We start from the raw sequence: 20,568 nt of genomic DNA, 5'->3' as shown, positions 1-20,568 counted from the left end.
GATTCAGTGGGCGACGGCGGCGGCGCCGTGTTCGTCGACCAGCGCGCCGCTGACGAATCGGTCCAGCCCGAACGGCGCGATGAACTCGTGCGGTTCGTCGTTGGCGATGGTGTCGGCAAAGCACCAGCCGAGCCCCGGTGTGGCTTTGAATCCGCCGGTGCCCCAACCGGCGTTGAGGTACAGGTTGGTGTAGGGCGTCCGCCCGACGATCGGCGAGGCGTCCGGGCACACGTCCACGATGCCGGCCCAGGTGCGCAACAGATGAGCCCGCGCAAAGATCGGGAACAGCTCGACGGCCGCGGCCATCTGGCGCTCGATAATGTGAAACGCTCCCCGCTGGCCATAGCCGTTGTACGAGTCGATACCCGCGCCCATGACCAGTTCGCCCTTGTGCGCCTGCGAGACGTACACGTGGATGGCGTTGGACATCACAATCGTCGGATGGACGGGTTCGAGCAGCTCGGAGACCAACGCCTGCAAGGGGTGACTCTGCAGCGGCGTGCGGATGCCCAGCATGTCGGTGAGCGTGGATGTGTGTCCGGCCGCGCACAGCGCGACGCGTCCGGCCGCGATGTCGCCGCGGCTGGTGCACACGCCCGTCACCCGATCGCCGTCCGTGACGAACCCGGTGACCTCGCAGTGCTGGATGATGTCAACGCCGCGCTCGTCCGCGCGTCGGGCAAATCCCCACGCTACGTAGTCGTGCTTGGCGATGCCGGCCCGGGGTTGATAGGTGGCGCCGAGCACGGGGTAGCGCAATTCGCTCGACACGTTGACGATGGGGCAGAGTTTCTTTACCTCGTCGGGATCGACCCACTGCGCGTCAATGCCGTTGAGCCGGTTGGCTTCCACCCGCCGGACACCGTCGCGGACGTCCTGCAGGCTGTGCGCGAGGTTGAGCACGCCGCGCTGACTGAACAGGATCGGGTAGTCCAGGTCCTCCTCGAGGCCCTCCCACAACTTCAGCGAGTGCTCGTAGATGCGGGCGCTCTCGTCCCACAAGTAGTTGGACCGGATCAGGGTGGTGTTGCGGGCCATGTTCCCGCCGGCCAGCCAGCCTCTTTCCAGCACAGCCACGTTGGTGATGCCGTGGTTCTTGGCCAGGTAGTGCGCCGTGGCCAGCCCGTGGCCGCCGCCGCCGACGATGACGACATCGTAGGATTTCTTCGGTTCCGGTGTGCGCCAGAGGAATTCGGGATGATCCGGTAGCTCGGCGCCGGGTGGGCTGACGGCCGTCACAGTGCGTGTCCCGTCAGGCCGGGGTAGAGCGGGAACCGGCTGGCGAGCACATCGACCCTGGCGCGGAGCGCGTCGAGGGTGGCGTCGTCGACGGCGTCGGGCCGCAGCGTCAAACTGATGATGTCGGCGACCTCCCGGAAGCAGTCGAGGTCGAACCCGCGAGTCGCCAGCGCGGCGGTGCCGATCCGCGCTCCCGAGCTAACCATTGGGGGCCGCGGGTCGAAGGGAACGGCGTTGCGGTACACCGTGACTCCGGCGCGGTGCAACCGGTCCTCGGCATGCTTGCCGTCGAGTTCGGAATTGCGCAGGTCCACCAGAACTAGATGCACGTCGGTCCCGCCGGACACCACGCTGACCTGCGCGCTGCGCGAATCGTCCCGCATGAGGCGCTCGGCGAGGATCCGCGCGCCGGCCAGCGTCCGTTGCTGCCGCTCGCGGAACTCGGGCTGCGCGGCGAGTTTGAACGCCACCGCCTTGGCGGCGATGACGTGTTCCAGCGGGCCGCCCTGCTGGCCGGGGAACACCGAGGAGTTGAACTTCTTCGCCAGCGCCTCGTCGTCGGTGAGGATGAAGCCGCCGCGGGGGCCCCCGAGGGTCTTGTGCGTGGTCGACGTCACGACGTGTGCGTGCGGTACCGGCGAGGGATGCAGGCCGGCCGCGACCAGGCCGGCAAAGTGAGCCATGTCGACCATGAGGTAGGCGCCCACCTCGTCGGCGATGCGCCGGAATGCGGCGAAGTCGAGGTGACGCGGGTAGGCCGACCAACCGGCCAGGATCAGCCTGGGCCGCCGCTCGCGTGCCAGCCTCTCGACTTCGGCCATGTCCACCCGGTGGTCCTCCTCGGACACGTGATAGGCGGCGACGTCGTAGAGCTTGCCGGAGAAGTTGAGCTTCATCCCGTGCGTGAGATGGCCGCCGTGGGCCAGCGCCAGGCCCAGGATCGTGTCGCCGGGGGAGAGCAGGGCCGCCATCGCCGCGGCGTTGGCCTGCGCGCCGGAATGCGGCTGGACGTTCGCGTAGCCGGCGCCGAAGAGACTCCGGACACGGTCGATCGCGAGCTGTTCGATGACGTCGACGTGTTCACAGCCGCCGTAGTAGCGCTTGCCCGGGTAGCCCTCGGCGTACTTGTTGGTCAGCACCGAGCCCTGCGCCTGCATCGCCGCCAGCGGCGCGAAGTTCTCGCTGGCGATCATTTCGAGGGTGCCCTGCTGGCGCGCCACTTCGTCGGCGATCGCCCGGTAAACCTCAGGGTCGAGGCTGACCAGCGGCTCGTCCAGGACCGGGTTGGCCGGTGCCGCGGTGAGCCGCTGCGGTGTGTCCAGAGTCATGCGCGCTCCTGACATTCCAGTACAATGCTATTGATATATTAACTGTACGGCATAGTAAGGGCCGGCGGCGGCCACGTCAATAGCCGGGGAAGCCGGTCGACAGGAAGGGCGAGGAAGGATGTCACGACCATGCTGACCGAGCTATCGCTGCCCGGCGCTGGTCCGGAAACCAGCGCAGACCGGGCATACGAGATCTTGCGGGAGCGCCTCGCGATTCTCGACGTCCGGCCCGGTGAACCCATCAACGACGACCGTCTGGCCGCCGAACTCGGTGTCGGCCGGACGCCGGTCCGCGAGGCGCTCAAGCGACTGGAGCGCGACCGCCTTGTGGTCGCCTACCCGCGCCACGGCACCTTCGCTACCCCGGTTGACATGACCGACCTCGCCGACATCTCGGAGATCCGCAAACAACTCGAACCGTTGGCGGCCGCTCGTGCCGCGCGCATGGCAACCACCGGCATGCGGGGTCGACTTGCCGCTCTGGCCGACGAGATCGGACGGATCGAGGACGGCCAGGACGCGCGCGAGGTGTTGCGTTTCGACGTGCGGGTGCACGGCGACATCTACCGCGCGCCAGGCAACCCGCACCTAGAGCAGATCCTGGTCGGCCTCGACGCCCACGCCACCCGGATCTGGTGCGTGTTTCTCGATCGGATCGCCGGCGTGGCCGGCCACGCCCGCGAGCACCGCGCACTTCTCTGAACCCTCCGGGGCCGTGGTCGCGCGACTCCCACCCACCACGGAGCAAAGCTGGACCGACCAAAGGGCCATTCGATATATCATTGGCGCCACATAGCAAGTTCAGTTGTCTATCTGCAACATCAAAAGTCGTGAAGGGAACGTCGGGCCATGACCGTGGCGGGGATGGATGCGTTCGAGGAGATTGCCCCGGAGCACATGTCGTTTGCCGACCAGGCCTACCTGGTGATCAGGGACAAGCTCATCATGCTCGAGATCCGGCCCAACCAGGCCATCGTCGAGAGCGAGCTTGCCGCCCAGCTTAAGACGGGCCGGACGCCCGTACGGGAGGCCCTCAAGCGGCTGGAGGCCGACCGGCTGGTGGTGTCGTTCCCGCGCAGGGGCACGTTTGCTACCGGCGTCGACGTCGCCGACCTGCGGCATATCTCGCAGATCCGCGTCAACCTCGAACCCGTCGCGGCGCGCGCCGCCGCCGAGAACACCTCGGCCGCGGTGCGGTCACACCTTCTCGAGCTCGCGGACTGCACGAGTGCTCTAGAAGTCGAGACGATCGACCGCAGCGAGCTAATGCGGTGGGACCTGCGGGCGCACCGCGCGATCTACCGCGCGGCGGGCAATCCGCACCTCGAGGACGTCCTGGTGCGTTATGACAACCTCGCCACCCGCATTTTCTGCATTTTCCTCGATCGGCTACCCGCGGTGGCCCGCCACGTCGGAGAGCACGCGGCCCTCTTGCGGACCATCGCCGACGGCGACTCCGACGCGGCCGCTGCGCTGGCCGCAGATCACGTCATCGGGTTCGAGAAAGCGATCCGGGCAGTCGTGTGAGGCGCCGCGCGGCGCAACCGATCACCTGCGGGGCAACGACCGAACACGTTGGCAATAGGTCACGTTCGCAATGAGTAGGGTCGCAGGGATGAGCAAAGCGAGCTCCGACACCGGCATCGGCGGAGTCCAGTCGGTCGACCGCGCGCTGCAGATGCTCGAGCTTCTCGCGCGTGAGGGCGAGGCCGGCGTCACGGAGCTGGCCGCTGCCATCGGTGTGCACAAGTCGACGGCATCGCGGCTGCTCGGCTCACTCGAGGAGCGTGGCCTCGTCGAACAGTTCCACGGGCGGGGGAAGTACCACCTCGGTCTGGGAATCCTGCGGCTGGCCCACGCGGTGCCGGGCCGTCTGGACCTCACTGAGCAGGCCCGCGACGTCTGTGAGCGGCTGGCCGCGCAGGTCGGCGAGACGGTCAACCTCGCGGTACTGCGCTCGCACTTTGCGGTGAATGTGGAGCAGGCAAGGGGCCCGTCGGCAATCGGCACGCACAACTGGGTGGGGGAGCTGACGCCCCTGCACGCGACCTCCAGCGGCAAGGTCCTGTTGGCGTCCATGTCCGCGGACAAACGCAAACGCCTACTCGGAGAGGCTGGGATGTCGCGGTTCACCGACCGGACGATCACCTCGATGGAGGAACTCGACCGCCAGCTCGCCGTGGCCGAGCGGGACGGCTATGCAACCACCTGCGAGGAGCTCGAGATCGGACTCAACGCCGTCGCCGCCCCCGTGCGTGACCACGCGGGCGTGGTGATCGCCGCGCTGAGCGTGTCCGGTCCCGCGTTCCGCGTTACCGCGGAACGCAAACGGGAGATCATGTCGCCGGTGATCGCGGCCGCCATCGAAATCGGCCACCGGCTCGGCTTTCACGGCTGAACCACCGCACCCGGCGCGGGCGTCTTTTCAGTTGCGGCCCAACGCTTTCGAGCTGACGGGCTGCGGAGCCTCGGGCCGGTGCCGATAGAACGGCACCGTGACAGGTGCCAACGGCTGGTTGCCGAGGACTAGGTCCGCCGCCTTCTCGGCGACCATCATAACCGGGGCGTAGATGTTGCCGTTCGTTGCGTACGGCATCACGGACGCGTCGACTACCTTGAGTCCCTCGACACCGTGCACGCCCATGGTTTGCGGGTCGACCACGCTCATCGCGTCGATGCCCATCTTGGCGGTACACGACGGGTGCAGGGCGGTTTCGGCGTCGCGCGCGACCCAGTCGAGAATCTGTTCGTCGGTTTCCACGCGGGGGCCCGGTGAGATCTCGCCGCCGTTGAACGGCGCCAGGGCGGGCTGGTTGAGGATGTCGCGCGCCACCCGAATCGATTCCACCCACTCCCGGCGGTCCTGTTCGGTCGACAAATAGTTGAACCGGAGCGCCGGGTGCACTTTCGGGTCGCGGCTGACGATTTTCAGTGTGCCGCGGGCATCGGAGTACATCGGGCCGACGTGGACCTGATACCCCTCGCCGCTCTCGGGTGACGAGCCGTCGTAGCGGACCGCGATGGGCAGGAAGTGAAACATCAGGTTGGGGTAGGCGACGGTGTCGTTGCTGCGCACGAAGCCGCCGCCCTCGAAGTGGTTCGTCGCGCCCGGCCCGCGGCGCAGCAACAGCCAGTTTGCCCCGATCCACGGCCGGTACCGCCACTTCATGTACTTCTGCATGGTTACCGGCTGCTTGCACGCGTACTGGATGTACACCTCGAGGTGATCCTGCAGGTTCGCACCCACGCCCGGCAGATCCTGGACCATGTCGATCCCCAGCGCACCGAGATCGGTGGCGTTGCCGATGCCGGAGAGCTGCAGCAGCTGGGGGCTGTTGATGGCGCCGCCGCACAGGATGACCTGCCCGGCGCTGACGCGCTGGGTGGCGCCAGACCCGCGCCGGTAGTCGACGCCGACCGCGCGGGCGCCGTCGAACACGACCCGCTCGGCGAACGCCCTCGTGATCACATCCAGGTTCAGGCGCCGCATGACCGGGTGCAGGTAGGCGCGGGCCGCCGAGAGGCGCCGACCGTTACGGATGTTGCGGTCGAACCTCGCGAAACCCTCCTGCCGGTAACCGTTCACGTCGTCGGTGCGCGGGTAGCCGGCCTGCTCGGCCGCGGTGAAGAATGCCTCGAACAGCGGGCTCTTCGATGGGCCCCGTTCCAGGTGCAGGGGCCCGTCGTGCCCGCGGAACGGGTCCTCGGGGGCCGCGGCCAGGCAGTTCTCCATGCGGTTGAAGTACGGCAGGCAGTGCGCGAAGTCCCAGTCGCCCATGCCGGGGTCGGCGCCCCAGCGCTCGTAGTCCATGGGGTTGCCGCGCTGGAAAATCATCCCGTTGATGCTGCTTGAGCCCCCGAGGACCTTGCCCCGGGCGTGGTAAATGCGCCGGCCGTGCATGTGCGGCTCCGGTTCGGACTCGTACTTCCAGTCGTAGAACCGGCTGCCGATGGGAAACGGCAGCGCCGCCGGCATGTGCACGAACACGTCCCACAGCGAGTCGTTGCGTCCCGCCTCGAGCACCAGGACCTTGTTCGACGGGTCGGCCGAGAGGCGGTTGGCCAGCGCGCAGCCGGCCGATCCGCCGCCGACGATGACGAAGTCGTACCGTGTCGATGTCATTGCTGTCCCTCCTTGGGGTGTTCGGCTCCCGTGCCGGCCAGCCACGCGGCGACCTGCTGGGGGTGCGCGTCGACGAACTTCTTGGCGGCCTGGTAGTCGCTCATCCCGTCGACGATCATGCGCGCGACGGAGTTCTGGTCCTGTTCCGTCCAGTGGAACTGTTTGACCAGGGTGTACGCCGGGCTGCCCGACTTGGCGAACGTGTTCGAGACGATCTTGTCCAGGTCATAGACCGGGTAGTCGCAGGCGATCTTGGCCGGATCGGCATCGCATCCCGGCGTGTAGGGCGGCAGGTTTACCTTGACCATCGGGATCTCGTTGAACAGCCACTGCGGCGAGAAGAAGTACGCGAGCAGTGGAGTCCGCTGCTGCTGCGCCCGGCGAATGCTGGAGATCAATGCTGACTCGCTGCCACCCTGGACCACCTTGTAGTTCAGGCCGAGATTCGCGATGAGGGCAGCGTCGTTGGTGACGTAGGAAGGGTCCCCGTCCAGCAGTTGCCCCTTGTCGCCGGACTCGGACGTTTTGAACAGATCCGCGTACTTGTTCAGGCTGTGCCAGTCGGTGATGTCCGGGTACCGCTCGACCATCGCGGGCGGGACGTACCAACCGATCCGCCCCTTGATGCCGGTGGAACCGGCGCTCTGCGCGGCGCCCATGGTGTCGATGTACTGCTTCTTGAGGTCGTCGTGGCCCCAGTTCTCGACGATCGCGTCCACCTGCCCGGTGGACAGGCCCTGCCAGGACACCTGCTCCGCGAGGTGTTTCTGTTTGACGGAGCAGCCCAGGATTTCCTCGGCGACATAGCTGATCACCGCGGCATTGGCTTCGGCCCCAACCCACGAGAAGACGGCGAGGTTGAAGGCGCCGCACGGTCTGCTGCCCGGCCGCAGGCGTCCGTGGCCCAGGTCCGCCACCTTGGTCGCATTGCAACCGACAAGCACGATCAGGAACAGCGTGGCTAGCCCGAGTGCCGCGACGAGCTTCAAGATCCGCTTCATTCGGCCGTTCTCCCAACCTTTTTCGACGCGGCCGCCGTCGTGCGGTCGAGAATCGTGCCGAGCAGAACGATGGCCAGACCCGCGGCCAGGCCCTTGCCGAACAGGCTTGCCTGCGAGAAGCCAGCGACCACAAGGTAACCCAGCGCCCCGCCACCTGCCAGGCCGCCGACGACCACCATCGCGAGCACATAGATCAGGCCCTGATTGGTGGCCAGCGTCAACGACTGAGCCGCGCCCGGCAGCTGGACCTTGGTGATGATCTGCCAGGAGTTGGAGCCCGCGGAGCGGGCCGCCTCGACGATTTCAGGTGGGACACAACGAATCCCGTCGGCGACGATCTTGATCGACCCAGGGGCGGCGTAGACGATCGCCGCGACGATGCCGGTGAATCGCGACACAGCGAACAAGGACAGGAACGGAACCAGGTACACGAATGTCGGGATGGTCTGAGCGGCATCCAGGAAGGACCGCATGAGCTTATCCGCCAGCGAATTACGGCCCATCCAGACGCCCAGCACCACCCCGAGCGCGACGACGACCGCGGTGGCCACCAGTACCGCGGCCAGGGTGTCCATGGTGTCCTGCCAGAGGCCAATCATGATGATCAGGGCAAGACACGCCATCGAGATCAGCGCGGACATGCGACCTCCGACGACGGCCGCGATCGCGGTGAGCGCGACGAAGCTGAGCCACCACGGGAGCCGTCCAGCAGCGTCTGCAGCGGGTTGAGCATCGACGCTGTGACGGCGTCCTTGAGCCCGCTGGTCGCCGAGACGAAACTGGTTTGCGCCCAACTTGTTACGGAATTCGCGGCAGCGACGATGTGCGAGCCGATGTCGAGCCCGACGTGGACCGAACCGATCTGCAGCGACGACGGGAAGATGGCAACCAGCTGGTAGGTGTACGACAGCCAGATCGCCACGACGGTCACAACCGCCCCTAGTGCGATCAGTGGACGCCGAAACCTGTTGACAACAGCCGACCTTCGCCGATGGACATCCACGCGTTCGCTCGCTGCCGTCGTCGTCCGGTCCAGGATGATGGCCAGCAGCACGATGGCCAGGCCGGCGTTGAAGGCGGTGCCCACGTCTTGGCTGGCCAGCGCCTGGACCACCACCTGCCCGAGGCCCGGCGCCGCGATCAGGGCCGCGACCGTCACCATCGACAGCGCCGCCATGATGGTCTGGTTGACGCCGAGCACGATGGTGCGCTTGGCCATCGGCAACAGCGCGCCGAACAGCTCCTGAAGCCGGGTCGCTCCCAGCGACTCGACGGCCTCGCGTGACTCCTGCGGCACGGACCGGATGCCGTGCGTTGTGAGCCGGATGACCGGGGGCGCGGCGTAGATCACCGTGGCAATGATCGCCGCGGCCGGGCCGATCAGGAACACCAGCGTCAGTGGCGTGAGGTAGACGAACGACGGCAGGATCTGCATGAAGTCCAGCACCGGCGTGATCACGCGGTTGAACGCATTCGACAGCCCCGCCCAGATGCCCAGCGGGATCCCGATCAACAGTGAAATCGCAACCGCGGCAATGGTCAGCGCCAGCGTCTGCATGCTCTCCTGCCACAGACCCTGCAGGCCCATGAACAACAGGGAGCCGCACGTGAGCAACGCGGTCTTTCCGTTGCCGACCATCCAGGCCACGAACGTGAACACGACGACCACGCCAAGCCAGCCGATATAGGGAACAGGGCGGCCGTCGACCGGGTGCGCGATCAGATCCTGGATCGTGGAACCGAAGGCGTCGATCGCGGACCGGATCGGGTTGAGCACGAAGGTGAACAGGGGATTGGTGGCGCGTGACTCGGCGATCCAGGTTTGCTGGGCCGACAGCCACCGTTGCAGCGCTGTGGTGTCGGCCGGTCCGAGCGCGTGTGTGTCGCGGCCGCGTAGCACGCTGAACAGCACGGCCCACACGACCGCGATCGCGACGATGGCCGCGATCGATGCTTTGGAGCCGAGTCCGGCCCACCGCACGCCGAACGAGCGGGCGGGGCGCGGAGCCGACGGCAACCGGGTTGCGTTGACTGCGGGTGCGGCCATTACCAACCGCCTTCGTCGACCTTGCCGATCACCGCGAGGATTTCGTCGCGGCCGACCATGCCCAGCAGCTTGCCGTCCGAGACCACCTTGATGGGCCTGTCGGCAGCCAGTACTGGGTCGACGGCGTCACGAATCACGGTGCTGGGCAACATCTCTGGTCCGTCAAGCGTGTCTTCGGGGCGCTTCTCGCGCATGATCCACTTCAGCGTCAGCACGCGGGAACGGGGGACGTCGCTGACAAACTCGCGCACGTAGTCATCCGCGGGCGCGCCGACCAGCTCGTCGCCGGTGCCGACCTGGACGACCTCGCCGTTGCGCATGATCAGGATCCGGTCGCCCAGCCGCAGCGCCTCGGACAGATCATGGGTGATGAACACCATCGTCTTGCCCATCTCGTGGTGCAGGCGGATCACCTCGTTCTGCATGTCGCGCCGGATCAGCGGGTCCAGCGCGGAGAACGGCTCGTCGAAGAGCAGCAGGTCCGGATCGCTTGCCAGCGCGCGGGCCAGCCCGACGCGCTGCTTCATGCCGCCGGACAGCTGATCGGGATAGGACTGCTCGTATCCGGCCAGCCCGACCAGCTCGGTGACCTCGCCGGCGCGTTTCATCCGGTCCTTCTTGTCGGCACCGCGAACCTCGAGACCGTAAGAGACGTTGTCGAGCACCCGCCGGTGCGGCAGCAGGCCGAAGTGCTGGAATACCATCGAGATCTTGCGGCGGCGCAGTTCGCGCAATTCCTTCTCGCCCGCGGTCGTGATGTCGATGCCCTGGAACATCACTCGGCCCTTGGTCGGCTCGATCAGCCGCGTCAGGCACCGCACGAGGGTGGACTTGCCGGAGCCGGACAAGCCCATCACGACGAATACCTCGCCGCGGCCTACGTCGAAGCTCACGTTGCGGACCGCGACCGCGCAGCCCGTCTTCCTCTTGATGTCCTGCACGCTGAGGTGCTCAAAGGTCTTGTCGCAGGCGATATCGGAAGTGTTGGCGCCGAAGATCTTCCACAGTTCCTGCACGCGCAGCTCGGCACAGGTGCGCCGGATCGGCGGCGTGACTACCGCCTGTGGTGAGTTTTCCGTGTGGATGGCCACCAGTGTCTCCTAACGTCTTGGGCTGTCGGTCGGCTGCAGTCAGGTCGGCGATCCGCGGAACCACCGTGTCGGCTGTGGGTTGATGTTCTGCCAGATGTGCTTGATCTCGCGATATTCGTCCAGGCCCGCGCGGCCGAGCTCGCGGCCGTTGCCCGAACGCTTCATCCCGCCCCATTCGGCCTGCGGCACATAGGGGTGGTAGTCGTTGATCCAGATTGTGCCGTGCCGCAAACGATTTGCCACGCGCTGCGCCTTGCCGGCGTCCTGGGTCCACACCGCGCCGGCCAGGCCATAGACGGTGTCGTTCGCTAGTGCTACCGCCTCGTCCTCGTCGGTGAACGTTTCGACGGTGAGCACCGGACCGAACGATTCCTCTTGTGTCACGGACATTCCCGAAGAGCACTCGTCCAGAACGGTGGGCGGGTAGAAAAACCCGTCGCGCAGGCGCGGATCATCGGGTCGGCGCCCGCCGCACCGTAGGACCGCGCCTTCGGCGAGTCCCGCGGCCATGTATGCCTCGACCTTGTCCCGGTGCGCGGCCGAGATCAGCGGGCCCGTTTCGGCGTCGGGATCGAAGGGCCCGCCGAGCGTGATCCGGCGGGCCCGCGCGACGACCTCGTCGACGAACCGGTCGTGCAGGTTCTGCTCGACGAGCAGCCGCGCCCCAGCCGAACACACCTGGCCGGAGTGCAGGAACACCGCGGTGAGTGCGTAGTCCACTGCGGTCTCGAAGTCGGCGTCGGCGAAGACCACGTTCGGGTTCTTGCCGCCGAGTTCCAGTGCGACCCGTTTCACTGTCTGCGCGGCCGCGGTCATTACCCGGGTGCCCGAAGTCATGCCGCCGGTGAACGACACCATGTCCACGTCGGGATGCTCGGCGAGCGGGGCGCCGGCCGTCGGACCGGGCCCGAGAACCAGATTGGCGACGCCGGCGGGCAAACCGGCCTCTTGTAGCGCTTGCATCAACAGGACCGCGGTGGAGGGGGTGAGCTCACTGGGCTTGAGGACCACGGTGTTGCCCGCTAACAGCGCGGGGGCTACCTTCCAGATCGCCTGCAGCAGGGGGTAATTCCAGGGGGTGATCAATCCGCAGACGCCGATCGGCTCGTACACGAGCCGGCTGACGACATCGGGTCTGCCGGTGTCCACTACCTGTCCGGCATGGCTGCCACCGACCGCGGCGTAGTGCCGCAGGCACGCCACGACGTCGTCCATGTCGCATTCGGCTTCGACGAGGCGCTTGCCCGTGTCCAGCGCCTCGGCCCGGGCGAAGTCGCCTCGGTTGCGGGCGATCAGGGCCGCCGTGCGGCCCAGCAAGTCCGCGCGTTCGCGCTCGGGTGTGCGCGGCCAGGAGCCTTCGTCGAAAGCCTTGCGCGCGGCGGCAATTGCCGCCCGGGTGTCCGCAGCGGAGGCCTCGGCAGCGGTGGCCACCAGCTGACTGTCCGCGGGGCAGCGGATCTCGCGACGAGCGCCGTCGCCGGCCGGCCTCCATTCGCCTGCGATGTACAGGTTCAGATGTTCGGCCACGCCATCGCCCCCGGACTTATACAGATTCGTTGCGTATAGCGCAATGTGATTCTGGTTGTGCAACAGCCTGTCTTATGAACTGGGTCATGTCAAGGGTAGCGGCGAACTAAATTCGCAGGTCCGGGCACGTGCGACCAGGCCGAGGCCGCTGAGCTGCGCGTCAAGCGAGGTCGTGTCGCAATTTGATATATCAATTGCGTCGTGTTGGGCGGCGGTCCGCGGTCCCGACCGTGCGACGGAGGCGCCGACCCCGAGCTTCCGGGATCGGCGCCTCTCGCGGACGTAGGCGGTGCTGTCCCTCTCCGTTGGCTTGGCGCCGCGAACGTCTAGCACGGCACCCCTCGGCTCGGCCGGATTGCGGGGCCGAGGGGTGCTCTTGGTCAGATTGCGAGCATGGAGCGCAGCCAGTCGTGGAAAGCCCCAATGTGATGCTCACTGGGGACCAGGACCCCGCCGTCGCGGTACATGCGCGAACCCATCGTGGGCTGGCAGCGTTCGCACGCGGCGAAATCCTGCTGATTGACCCGGTGGAACAGCTCGACCGAGCGACTGATGTCGTGCCCGGATTCCACGACTTGGGGCAGGTAGAGCCAATCGCATTCGACGATGGTGTGATCGGCCGCCATAGGGTACATCCGGTGCACGATCGCGTGGTCGGGCACCAAGTTGATGAAGACCTGAGGGCGGATGGTGATCGCGTAGTAGCGCCGATCCTGGTCTTTGCTCACTCCGGGGATCGGGTCGAGCCCGGCGGAACCGTCGATCGTGAAACCCTGGATGTCCTCGCCGAACTCCGCGCCGTGCCCCACGTAATATTGCGCGGCATACCCGTCGGCGAACTCCGGGAGCACCTCGGTCAGTTCCGGGTGGATGGTGGCGCAGTGGTAGCACTCCATGAAGTTCTCGACGATCAGCTTCCAGTTCGCCTTGACGTCGTAGACGATCCGACGGCCTACCTTCAGGTCGGCCACGGTGTAGTGATCGATCGCTGCCACGTCGCCGAGGCGCTCGACGACTTCGCGCATCACAGTGTCTTCGAATGACGGCGGTTCGTCGGCCAAGCACACCCACACGTAGCCGAGCCACTCCTTGATCGCAATCCTGCGCAGGCCGTACTCGAACCGGTCGACATCAGGCATCTTCGTCAAATGCGGCGCCGCAACGAGCTTTCCGTCGAGGTCGTAGGTCCAGGCATGGTAGGGGCACTGCAACGCGCGCTTGACCTCCCCGCTGCTCTCGGTGCACAGCTGCGCGCCCCGGTGCCGGCACACGTTGTAGAAGGCGTTGATGTTGCCCTTTCTTGACCTGGTCAACAGCACGCTCTCCCGGCCTACCTGGACGGTTCGGAAGGCGCCGGCCTTGTCCAGGCCCGCTGCGCGCACGGCGCAGAACCACATCGTCTCGTAGATATTCTCCTGCTCGAGGGCGAAGATCGCCGGATCGGTGTAGTAGCAGCCCGCGAGCGTAGAGATCAGGCTGTCCGGCAGGTTGGTCGCTGTGGTGGTCGTCATGGATTCCCTCGGGCTTTCTGTCTTTTGGGCCTGGGCCTGGGCCTGGGCCTGGGCTTGAAATTCGGGACTTAGACCGGCGTGGGCACGGCGGCCAGTTGGCGACGCCACCGGGCGAACAGCCGGGGCTGGTCGACGCCGAGAACCCCGGTGACGTGCCCGCCGCGGCGATAGGTCGCGAGGAAGCTGCGCTCTTCGCAGCTGCCCTCCTCGATGCTGATCTCGTCGTCGGGGTGGGTGCTGCCGGCAAACTGGATGCGCGACCCGTACTGATCGGACCAGAAGTAGGGCGGCTTCACGGGAAGGCGGCAGTCCGCGCCGCCGGCAAGCAGCGCGGCGACGGCGATCGCGGGACGTTCTATCGCGCCCGTCCAATGCTCGACGCGCCGGTGGGATCCGTAGTGAAGTCATGCCAGGCCGCACAGTCGCCTGCGGCGACTACGTTCGGGATCGCGGTCTGGCCGTTGGCTCCGCACAACACGCCGTCGCCGAGCGCGAGCGGGCTGCACCGCAGCCACTCGATGTTCGGGGTACCGCCGATTCCGACTACGACGACGTCGGCGGGCAGGTGGCGCCCGTCGGTGAGGTCCACTCCGGTAACCCGGTCGGCGCCGTGGCCGGCCCGAAGGTCGCGGCACTGCCCGGTCAGCCGGGCCACACCGGCGCCGCAGATCAGCCTCGTGCCGTTCACCGCGTGCGCGGCCGCTACCGCCGCGCCGAGGCGCCGCCCGAGCTGAGCGTGCAGCGGCGTCGGAGCGGCCTCGACGATGGTGACGTCGACGCCCATCTTGCGGGCCGTCGAGGCAACCTCGGCGCCGACGAATCCGGCTCCGATGACGACGATGTGGGCGCCGGGTACCAGTTCGGCGCGCAGCGCGACAGCGTCGTCGACGGTGCGCACGACGTGTACCCCCGCCATGGTCTGGCTGTCGGGCCAGCGCCGCGCGCGCGAACCGGTGGCGATGACCACACCGTCGGCGGGGATGCGCTCACCGGTCGCGAGTTCAATTGCGGCAGCACCGGTATCGAGCTTGGTGGCCGACGCGCCGAGGTGCCAATGGGCCTGCAGATCCTCCGGCGGGTCCTCCAGCGCCAGGTCAGCTTCGGAGATCTCCCCGGCGAGGAATTCCTTGGACAGCGGGGGCGGTCGTAGGGGCGGCGAGTCTCGTCGCCGACGATGGTGAGACGCCCGTCGTAACCCTGGTCGCGCAGCGCGCGGGCTGCCGAGAGACCCGCCAGCGAGGCCCCGATGACCGCAATGTGCTTCACGGTCGGCCCGTGTCGGCGATGCGTGCGCGGAGCTGTGGTGGCAGGTTAGGTTCTGCGGTGCTCGGCTCGATGTAGACGATCCCGTGTTCGATCACCACGGTGTGCGCCCGGACCGGCAGTTTGGCGGGCGGCGCATCGACGGCGCCGGTGCGCAGATTGAACCGGGAGGCATGCAGCGGGCACTCCACCTCGCAGCCCTCCACCCAGCCGTCGGCGAGCGACGCGTCCTGATGTGAGCACGTGTCGTCGATGGCGAACACCTCGCCGTCTTCGGTGTGGAAGACGGCGATGGGCGGTTGGGTTTCCACGCGGCGGGCCTCGCCGGGAGCGAGGTCGGCGAGGGGACAGATTGCGAGCATGATGCGGGCCTCCCGAAGCCGAGACTCTGCGTATAACGAAACACAAATCGTATTACGCAACAGTGTTGCGCGGGTCACAGGGGTTGTCAAGCTCTCAAGACGAGCGTCACGGTGGCCGCGCGCAGGCAAGGGGGCCGTCGATGAGTTGTATATCACACGGATTCAGCTAATATATGAGTCGCCCATCGCATAGCCCGCGCCCGGAGGGACCCGTCGGTGTTCGACAAGATACTCGTGGCCAACCGTGGCGAGATCGCGGTCCGTGCATTTCGCGCGGCGTGCGAGCTCGGCGCCCGCACCGTTGCCGTCTACCCACACGAGGACCGCAACTCTGTGCATCGGCTGAAGGCCGACGAGGCGTACCAGATCGGGGTGCCGGGGCAACCGGTGCGCGCTTATCTGTCCGTCGACGAGATCGTCGGCATCGCGCGCCGATGCGGCGCCGACGCGATCTATCCGGGGTACGGATTTCTCTCCGAGAACTCCGTCCTGGCCCGGTCATCCGCCGAGGCCGGAATCACGTTCATCGGGCCGACATCCGACGTGCTGGAGTTGACCGGCAACAAGGCCCGGGCCGTCGCGGCGGCGCGTGATGCGGGTCTTCCCGTGCTGGCCAGTTCGGCGCCGTCATCCGACGTCGACGAGCTGCTCGCCGCTGCGCCGCTGCAATTCCCGGTCTTCGTCAAGGCGGTGGCCGGTGGCGGCGGTCGCGGGATGCGCTACGTCGCCAAGCCCGCAGATCTAGCCGACGCGGTGCGGGCGGCCTCGCGCGAGGCGGAGTCGGCGTTCGGAGATCCGACGGTCTTCCTGGAGCAGGCGGTGATCAATCCCCGCCATATTGAGGTGCAGATTCTCGCTGACACCGTCGGCAACACGACGCACCTCTACGAGCGGGACTGCAGCGTGCAACGCCGGCACCAGAAGGTTGTCGAAATCGCCCCCGCGCCCAACCTCGATCCCGAACTGCGCGACCGCATCTGCGCGGACGCGGTGGCCTTCGCTCGCCATATCGGCTACACCTGCGCGGGCACCGTCGAATTCCTGCTCGATGACAGCGGGCGGTATGTCTTCATCGAGATGAACCGCGGATCCAGGTTTAACACACGGTGACCGAGGAGATCACCGACGTCGACCTGGTGGGTGCGCAGCTGCGGATCGCGTCCGGCCAGTCGCTGCCCGAGATGGGGTTGACCCAGGACCGCGTCGTGGTGCGCGGCGCTGCGCTGCAGTGCCGGATCACCACCGAGGACCCCGCCGACGGGTTCCGGCCGGACGTCGGACGCATCTCGGTCTACCGCACGCCCGGCGGGGCCGGGGTACGACTGGACGGCGCGGCGACCCTGGGCGGCCGGGTCACCGGATTCTTCGATTCGATGCTGGTCAAGGTCACCTGCCGCGGCCAGGATTTCGCAACCGCGGTGGCCCGGGCGCGCCGCGCCGTCGCCGAATTCTGCATTCGCGGCGTCGCCACCAACATCTCGTTCCTGCAGGCCGTGCTCGACGATCCTGACTTCTGTGACGGCCGGGTGACGACGTCGTTCGTCGAGGACCGACCCTGGCTGCTGACCGCGCGCGAGTCGGACAATCGCGTATCGCGGATGCTGGCGTATCTCGCCGACGTGACGGTAAATAAACCCCATGGCGACCGGCCGACGGTGATCCACCCTCGCGAGAAGCTGCCCGCTGTCGATCGCGCGCTGCTGACCGCACCGGCGCCCGGGTCGCGGCAGCGTTTGCTACGGCTCGGTCCGGAGGGCTTTGCCGCCGACCTGCGCGCCCGGCGGGCGCTCGGCATCACGGACACCACTTTCCGCGACGCCCACCAGTCGTTGCTCGCGACGCGCGTGCGTACCAGCGGTCTGGTGGAAGTCGCGCCGTACGTCGCGGCGCTGACATCGGAGCTGCTGTCGGTCGAGTGCTGGGGCGGCGCCACCTACGACGTCGCCCTGCGCTTTCTGAAGGAAGACCCGTGGGACCGGTTGGCCCAGTTACGCGACGCGATCCCCAACATTTGTCTGCAGATGTTGCTGCGTGGCGCGAATACCGTTGGCTACACCCACTATCCGACGAAGGTGACCACGGCCTTCGTTGCCGAAGCCACCGAGGTCGGCATCGATATTTTCCGAATCTTCGACGCGCTCAACAATATTGACGCCATGCGACCAGCCATCGACGCGGTGCGCAAAACCGGCACGGCGGTGGCCGAGGTCGCCCTGTGCTACACCGGCGACCTCGCCGACCCCAGCGAAGACCTCTACACGTTGGACTACTACCTGCGGCTGGCCGAAGCGTGCGTGGCGGCGGGCGCGCACGTACTGGCCATCAAGGACATGGCCGGCTTGCTGCGCCCGGCCGCCGCCACGAAGCTGGTCGCGGCGCTGCGCGTCAACTTCGACCTGCCGATCCACGTCCACACCCACGACACGCCCGGCGGGCAACTCGCCACCTATCTGGCCGCGTGGCAGGCCGGCGCCGACGCCGTCGACGGAGCCAGTGCGCCCCTCTCCGGGACAACCAGCCAGCCGGCTTTGTCGGCTATCGTCGCCGCGGCCGCCCACACCGACGTCGATTCCGGGCTGGATCTGGCGGCCGTCTGCGACCTCGAGCCTTACTGGGAGGCGCTGCGAAAGGTGTACGCGCCCTTCGAATCCGGGCTGCCCGCCCCGACTGGCCGCGTCTACACCCACGAGGTGCCCGGCGGCCAGTTGTCCAACCTGCGGCAGCAGACCATCGCGCTGGGGCTGGGGCACCGCTTCGAGGCGGTCGAGGGCGCCTACGCCGCGGCCGATCGGATGCTGGGCCGGCTGATCAAGGTGACCCCTTCGTCGAAGGTGGTCGGCGACCTCGCCCTCGCCCTGGTCGGGAGCGGCATCACGACGGCGGAGTTCGCCGCCGAGCCGTCGTCCTACGACATCCCCGACTCGGTCGTCGGCTTTCTGCGGGGTGATCTCGGGGAACCCGCCGGAGGCTGGCCGGAGCCTCTGCGCACCCGAGCTCTCGAAGGCCGCGCGCCGGCGCCGCCTCCGGCCCGGCTGACCGGTGAGGATGAGGCGCGGCTGGACAAGCCCGGAAGCGACCGGCAACGGACGTTGAACCGACTGCTGTTCCCGGGTCCCACAGCGGAATTCGAGCAGCACTGCCAGGAGTTTGGGGACACCTCACGGATGTCGGCCCTCGAATTCTTCTACGGCCTGGTGCACGGCCAGGAGCACCGCGTCCGTCTCGAACCCGGGGTGGATCTGCTGATCACCGTCGAGGCCGTCGGCAACCCCGACGAACGCGGCGTACGCACCGTGGTGTGCACCCTGAACGGGCAGATGCGCCTCGTCTCGGTCCGCGACCGTTCGGTGAGTCCCACGGTCGAAGCGGCCGAACGCGCCGATCGCGCGAATCCGCGGCACGTCGGCGCCCCCTTCGGTGGCGTCGTCACGCTGAGCGTGGGCGTCGGGGATGAGGTCGCCAGTGGCGAAACGGTCGCCACGATCGAGGCGATGAAGATGGAAGCGACGATCACTGCTCCGGTCGCGGGCGCGGTGCGCCGGGTAGCGATCGACCGCGTGGCCCAGGTGTCGCCTGGCGATCTGCTGATCGAGTTGGCGTGACCGCGTCCGTCCAGCGACAGGTTAATTCCTAGTTTTGCCTGGAAAAAGGCCCATCCCTGTTTCTAAACTATAAATATATGAATTGTCGAAACATATATCGATATTAGATATATCAGTTACGGATCAATTGATCAGGTTGGCGGCTCGCGCATTAGCCGCTCCCCTGGGCGAAGCAATACCTGGCGTCGAGAATGCCGTCGCCCCGAATGCGTCGGATAACTGACAGGGAGGTCGGAGTGTTCGATTTTGCGGCGTTGCCGCCGGAGGTGAATTCGGCGCGGATGTATGTGGGGGCGGGGTCGGGGCCGTTGCTGGCGGCGGCGTCGTCCTGGGATGGGGTGGCTGCGGAGTTGAGTTCGGCGGCGGGTCGGTATCACGGGGTGGTCTCCGATTTGGTGGGGGGTTTGTGGGCGGGTCCGTCGTCGGTGGCGATGGCCGCGGCGGCGGCGGCGTATGAGGTGGCGTTTGCTGCGGTGGTGCCGCCTCCGGTGATTGCGGAGAATCGGGCGTTGCTGGCGGCGTTGGTGGCGTCGAATGTTTTGGGGCAGAATTCGGCGGCGATTGCGGTGACGGAGGCTCACTATGTCGAGATGTGGGCTCAGGATGCCGCGGCGATGTGTGGGTATGCGGGTAGTTCGGCGGCGGCTAGTGAGTTGGTGCCGTTTAGTCCACCGCAGCAGAACACCGATGATTCCGGGGCGAGTGGCCAGGCCGCGGCCGTCGAGCAGGCGGCTGACACCGCGCAAAACTCGCAATCGTCTGCGGGCAACGACGGTCCGCTGTCGCAATTCTTCGAGTGGTACAAGTCGCTGAACGACAAACTGGCCAACGTTGAGAACTTCATCGAAGGAATGACGTTCTTGCCCACCGCCGTTGGATACATCCTTGACCCGATGGTCGACGCGGCCATGGCGCCGGCCATATCGGCGGCCCAGGCTCCGGCGGCGGCCGCGGCTCCGCTTGCCGCCGCGGCGTCGTCGTCGGTGTCGACGGTCGGCACCGTCGGTCCGACATCGCTGGGCGCGGGGACGTCGGCGGCATTGGGCCGCGCCGTACCGATCGGTGGTCTGTCGGCCCCGCCCTCGTGGTCGACGTCACCGGCGATCCGGCTCGTCTCCGCGGCCATGCCGATGGAAGGGTATGCCGGCGCGCCGACCGCGGGCCTGCCGCTGCCGGGGACATGGGCCGGCGGAATGCCGGCGGTGGCCACGGTGGTCAACTCGCCTCGAAGCGGCGACGCCGGTAACCGGTCGGGTTCCAGGCTCAGGTTCGTTCCGTCCGCCGCCGGAACGCGCGAGCCCGCGCAGCCGACTCACGTGGCGTTGGACCGCACGGTTGACACGGCCAACAAGCGTGACGAACTCAATCAACTGAGGCGGGCATTCAACGACCTGACCAAGGAATGCGACGTACTCAATCGCACGGCGTCCTTCATGATCAAAGCTGCGCAGGAGTAGCTGCGCCACAAATCCTT

The 20,568-nt window shown here is 67.1% G+C and carries 16 protein-coding genes and 1 pseudogene; 5 read left to right on the top strand and 12 right to left on the bottom strand.

Translation table 11 applies throughout. The annotated features are described in order from the left end of the window. Positions 1-3: 3 nt before the first annotated feature. Both G6N54_RS11500 and glyA read right to left on the bottom strand, forming a co-directional pair. Positions 4-1,239, bottom strand: a complete 1,236-nt coding sequence (locus G6N54_RS11500) for a sarcosine oxidase subunit beta family protein (protein ID WP_163790272.1) — start codon at positions 1,237-1,239, stop codon at positions 4-6. After that, positions 1,236-2,567: a serine hydroxymethyltransferase gene (glyA, locus tag G6N54_RS11495; RefSeq protein ID WP_163790271.1), complete on the bottom strand. Its 1,332-nt coding sequence runs from the start codon at positions 2,565-2,567 to the stop codon at positions 1,236-1,238. Before glyA ends, G6N54_RS11500 begins: the two co-directional genes overlap by 4 nt. 129 nt (positions 2,568-2,696) lie before the next feature. On the opposite strand from glyA, the gene G6N54_RS11490 reads away from it, so the two are divergent. From G6N54_RS11490 to G6N54_RS11480, 3 genes are all read left to right on the top strand, one after another. Further along, positions 2,697-3,269, top strand: a complete 573-nt coding sequence (locus G6N54_RS11490; RefSeq protein WP_163790270.1) for a GntR family transcriptional regulator — start codon at positions 2,697-2,699, stop codon at positions 3,267-3,269. Between the two features lie 147 nt (positions 3,270-3,416). Further along, positions 3,417-4,094 carry a GntR family transcriptional regulator gene (locus G6N54_RS11485; RefSeq protein ID WP_163790269.1) on the top strand — a complete coding sequence of 226 codons (678 nt, stop codon included), beginning with the start codon at positions 3,417-3,419 and terminating at the stop codon, positions 4,092-4,094. Between the two features lie 88 nt (positions 4,095-4,182). Beyond that, the gene (locus G6N54_RS11480) at positions 4,183-4,965 is read left to right on the top strand and encodes an IclR family transcriptional regulator (RefSeq protein WP_163790268.1); all 783 of its coding nucleotides are present in this window, start codon (positions 4,183-4,185) and stop codon (positions 4,963-4,965) included. A 27-nt stretch (positions 4,966-4,992) separates the two neighbouring features. Here G6N54_RS11480 and betA read toward each other — a convergent pair whose 3' ends face one another. The 10 genes from betA to G6N54_RS11440 form a co-directional block, all read right to left on the bottom strand. Beyond that, positions 4,993-6,690, bottom strand: a complete 1,698-nt coding sequence (gene betA / locus G6N54_RS11475) for a choline dehydrogenase (protein ID WP_163790267.1) — start codon at positions 6,688-6,690, stop codon at positions 4,993-4,995. After that, the gene (locus tag G6N54_RS11470) at positions 6,687-7,691 is read right to left on the bottom strand and encodes an ABC transporter substrate-binding protein (protein ID WP_163790266.1); all 1,005 of its coding nucleotides are present in this window, start codon (positions 7,689-7,691) and stop codon (positions 6,687-6,689) included. Before G6N54_RS11470 ends, betA begins: the two co-directional genes overlap by 4 nt. After that, positions 7,688-8,332, bottom strand: coding sequence for an ABC transporter permease subunit (locus tag G6N54_RS29885; protein WP_197939593.1), 645 nt, complete (start codon positions 8,330-8,332; stop codon positions 7,688-7,690). The genes G6N54_RS11470 and G6N54_RS29885 overlap by 4 nt, the downstream gene beginning before the upstream one ends. Then, positions 8,320-9,738: an ABC transporter permease gene (locus tag G6N54_RS11465; protein ID WP_197939592.1), complete on the bottom strand. Its 1,419-nt coding sequence runs from the start codon at positions 9,736-9,738 to the stop codon at positions 8,320-8,322. Before G6N54_RS11465 ends, G6N54_RS29885 begins: the two co-directional genes overlap by 13 nt. Continuing rightward, positions 9,738-10,829, bottom strand: coding sequence for a quaternary amine ABC transporter ATP-binding protein (locus G6N54_RS11460; RefSeq protein ID WP_179969197.1), 1,092 nt, complete (start codon positions 10,827-10,829; stop codon positions 9,738-9,740). Before G6N54_RS11460 ends, G6N54_RS11465 begins: the two co-directional genes overlap by 1 nt. Before the next feature lie 39 nt (positions 10,830-10,868). Then, on the bottom strand, positions 10,869-12,356 hold the full coding sequence (locus G6N54_RS11455) for an aldehyde dehydrogenase family protein (RefSeq protein WP_179969196.1): 1,488 nt from the start codon (positions 12,354-12,356) through the stop codon (positions 10,869-10,871). A 380-nt stretch (positions 12,357-12,736) separates the two neighbouring features. Next, entirely contained in the window at positions 12,737-13,867 is a 1,131-nt protein-coding gene (locus G6N54_RS11450; protein WP_163790265.1) for an aromatic ring-hydroxylating oxygenase subunit alpha, read from the bottom strand. A gap of 68 nt (positions 13,868-13,935) precedes the next feature. Further along, positions 13,936-14,163, bottom strand: a complete 228-nt coding sequence (locus tag G6N54_RS30465; RefSeq protein WP_232073667.1) for an oxidoreductase C-terminal domain-containing protein — start codon at positions 14,161-14,163, stop codon at positions 13,936-13,938. Between the two features lie 59 nt (positions 14,164-14,222). Next, positions 14,223-14,960, bottom strand: a complete 738-nt coding sequence (locus tag G6N54_RS30460; RefSeq protein WP_332107612.1) for an NAD(P)/FAD-dependent oxidoreductase — start codon at positions 14,958-14,960, stop codon at positions 14,223-14,225. Between the two features lie 169 nt (positions 14,961-15,129). Then, on the bottom strand, positions 15,130-15,492 hold the full coding sequence (locus tag G6N54_RS11440; protein ID WP_163790264.1) for a bifunctional 3-phenylpropionate/cinnamic acid dioxygenase ferredoxin subunit: 363 nt from the start codon (positions 15,490-15,492) through the stop codon (positions 15,130-15,132). A 216-nt stretch (positions 15,493-15,708) separates the two neighbouring features. Between G6N54_RS11440 and G6N54_RS11435 the strand changes: the two are divergent. Both G6N54_RS11435 and G6N54_RS31060 read left to right on the top strand, forming a co-directional pair. Beyond that, positions 15,709-19,094, top strand: a pseudogene (locus tag G6N54_RS11435) (pyruvate carboxylase). Positions 19,095-19,330: 236 nt separating this feature from the next. Then, on the top strand, positions 19,331-20,551 hold the full coding sequence (locus G6N54_RS31060) for a PPE family protein (protein ID WP_269475884.1): 1,221 nt from the start codon (positions 19,331-19,333) through the stop codon (positions 20,549-20,551). Positions 20,552-20,568 lie beyond the last annotated feature (17 nt).

This window comes from Mycobacterium stomatepiae (assembly GCF_010731715.1).
Lineage (GTDB): Bacteria > Actinomycetota > Actinomycetes > Mycobacteriales > Mycobacteriaceae > Mycobacterium > Mycobacterium stomatepiae.
This window is presented reverse-complemented; position numbering and strand designations above follow the sequence as displayed.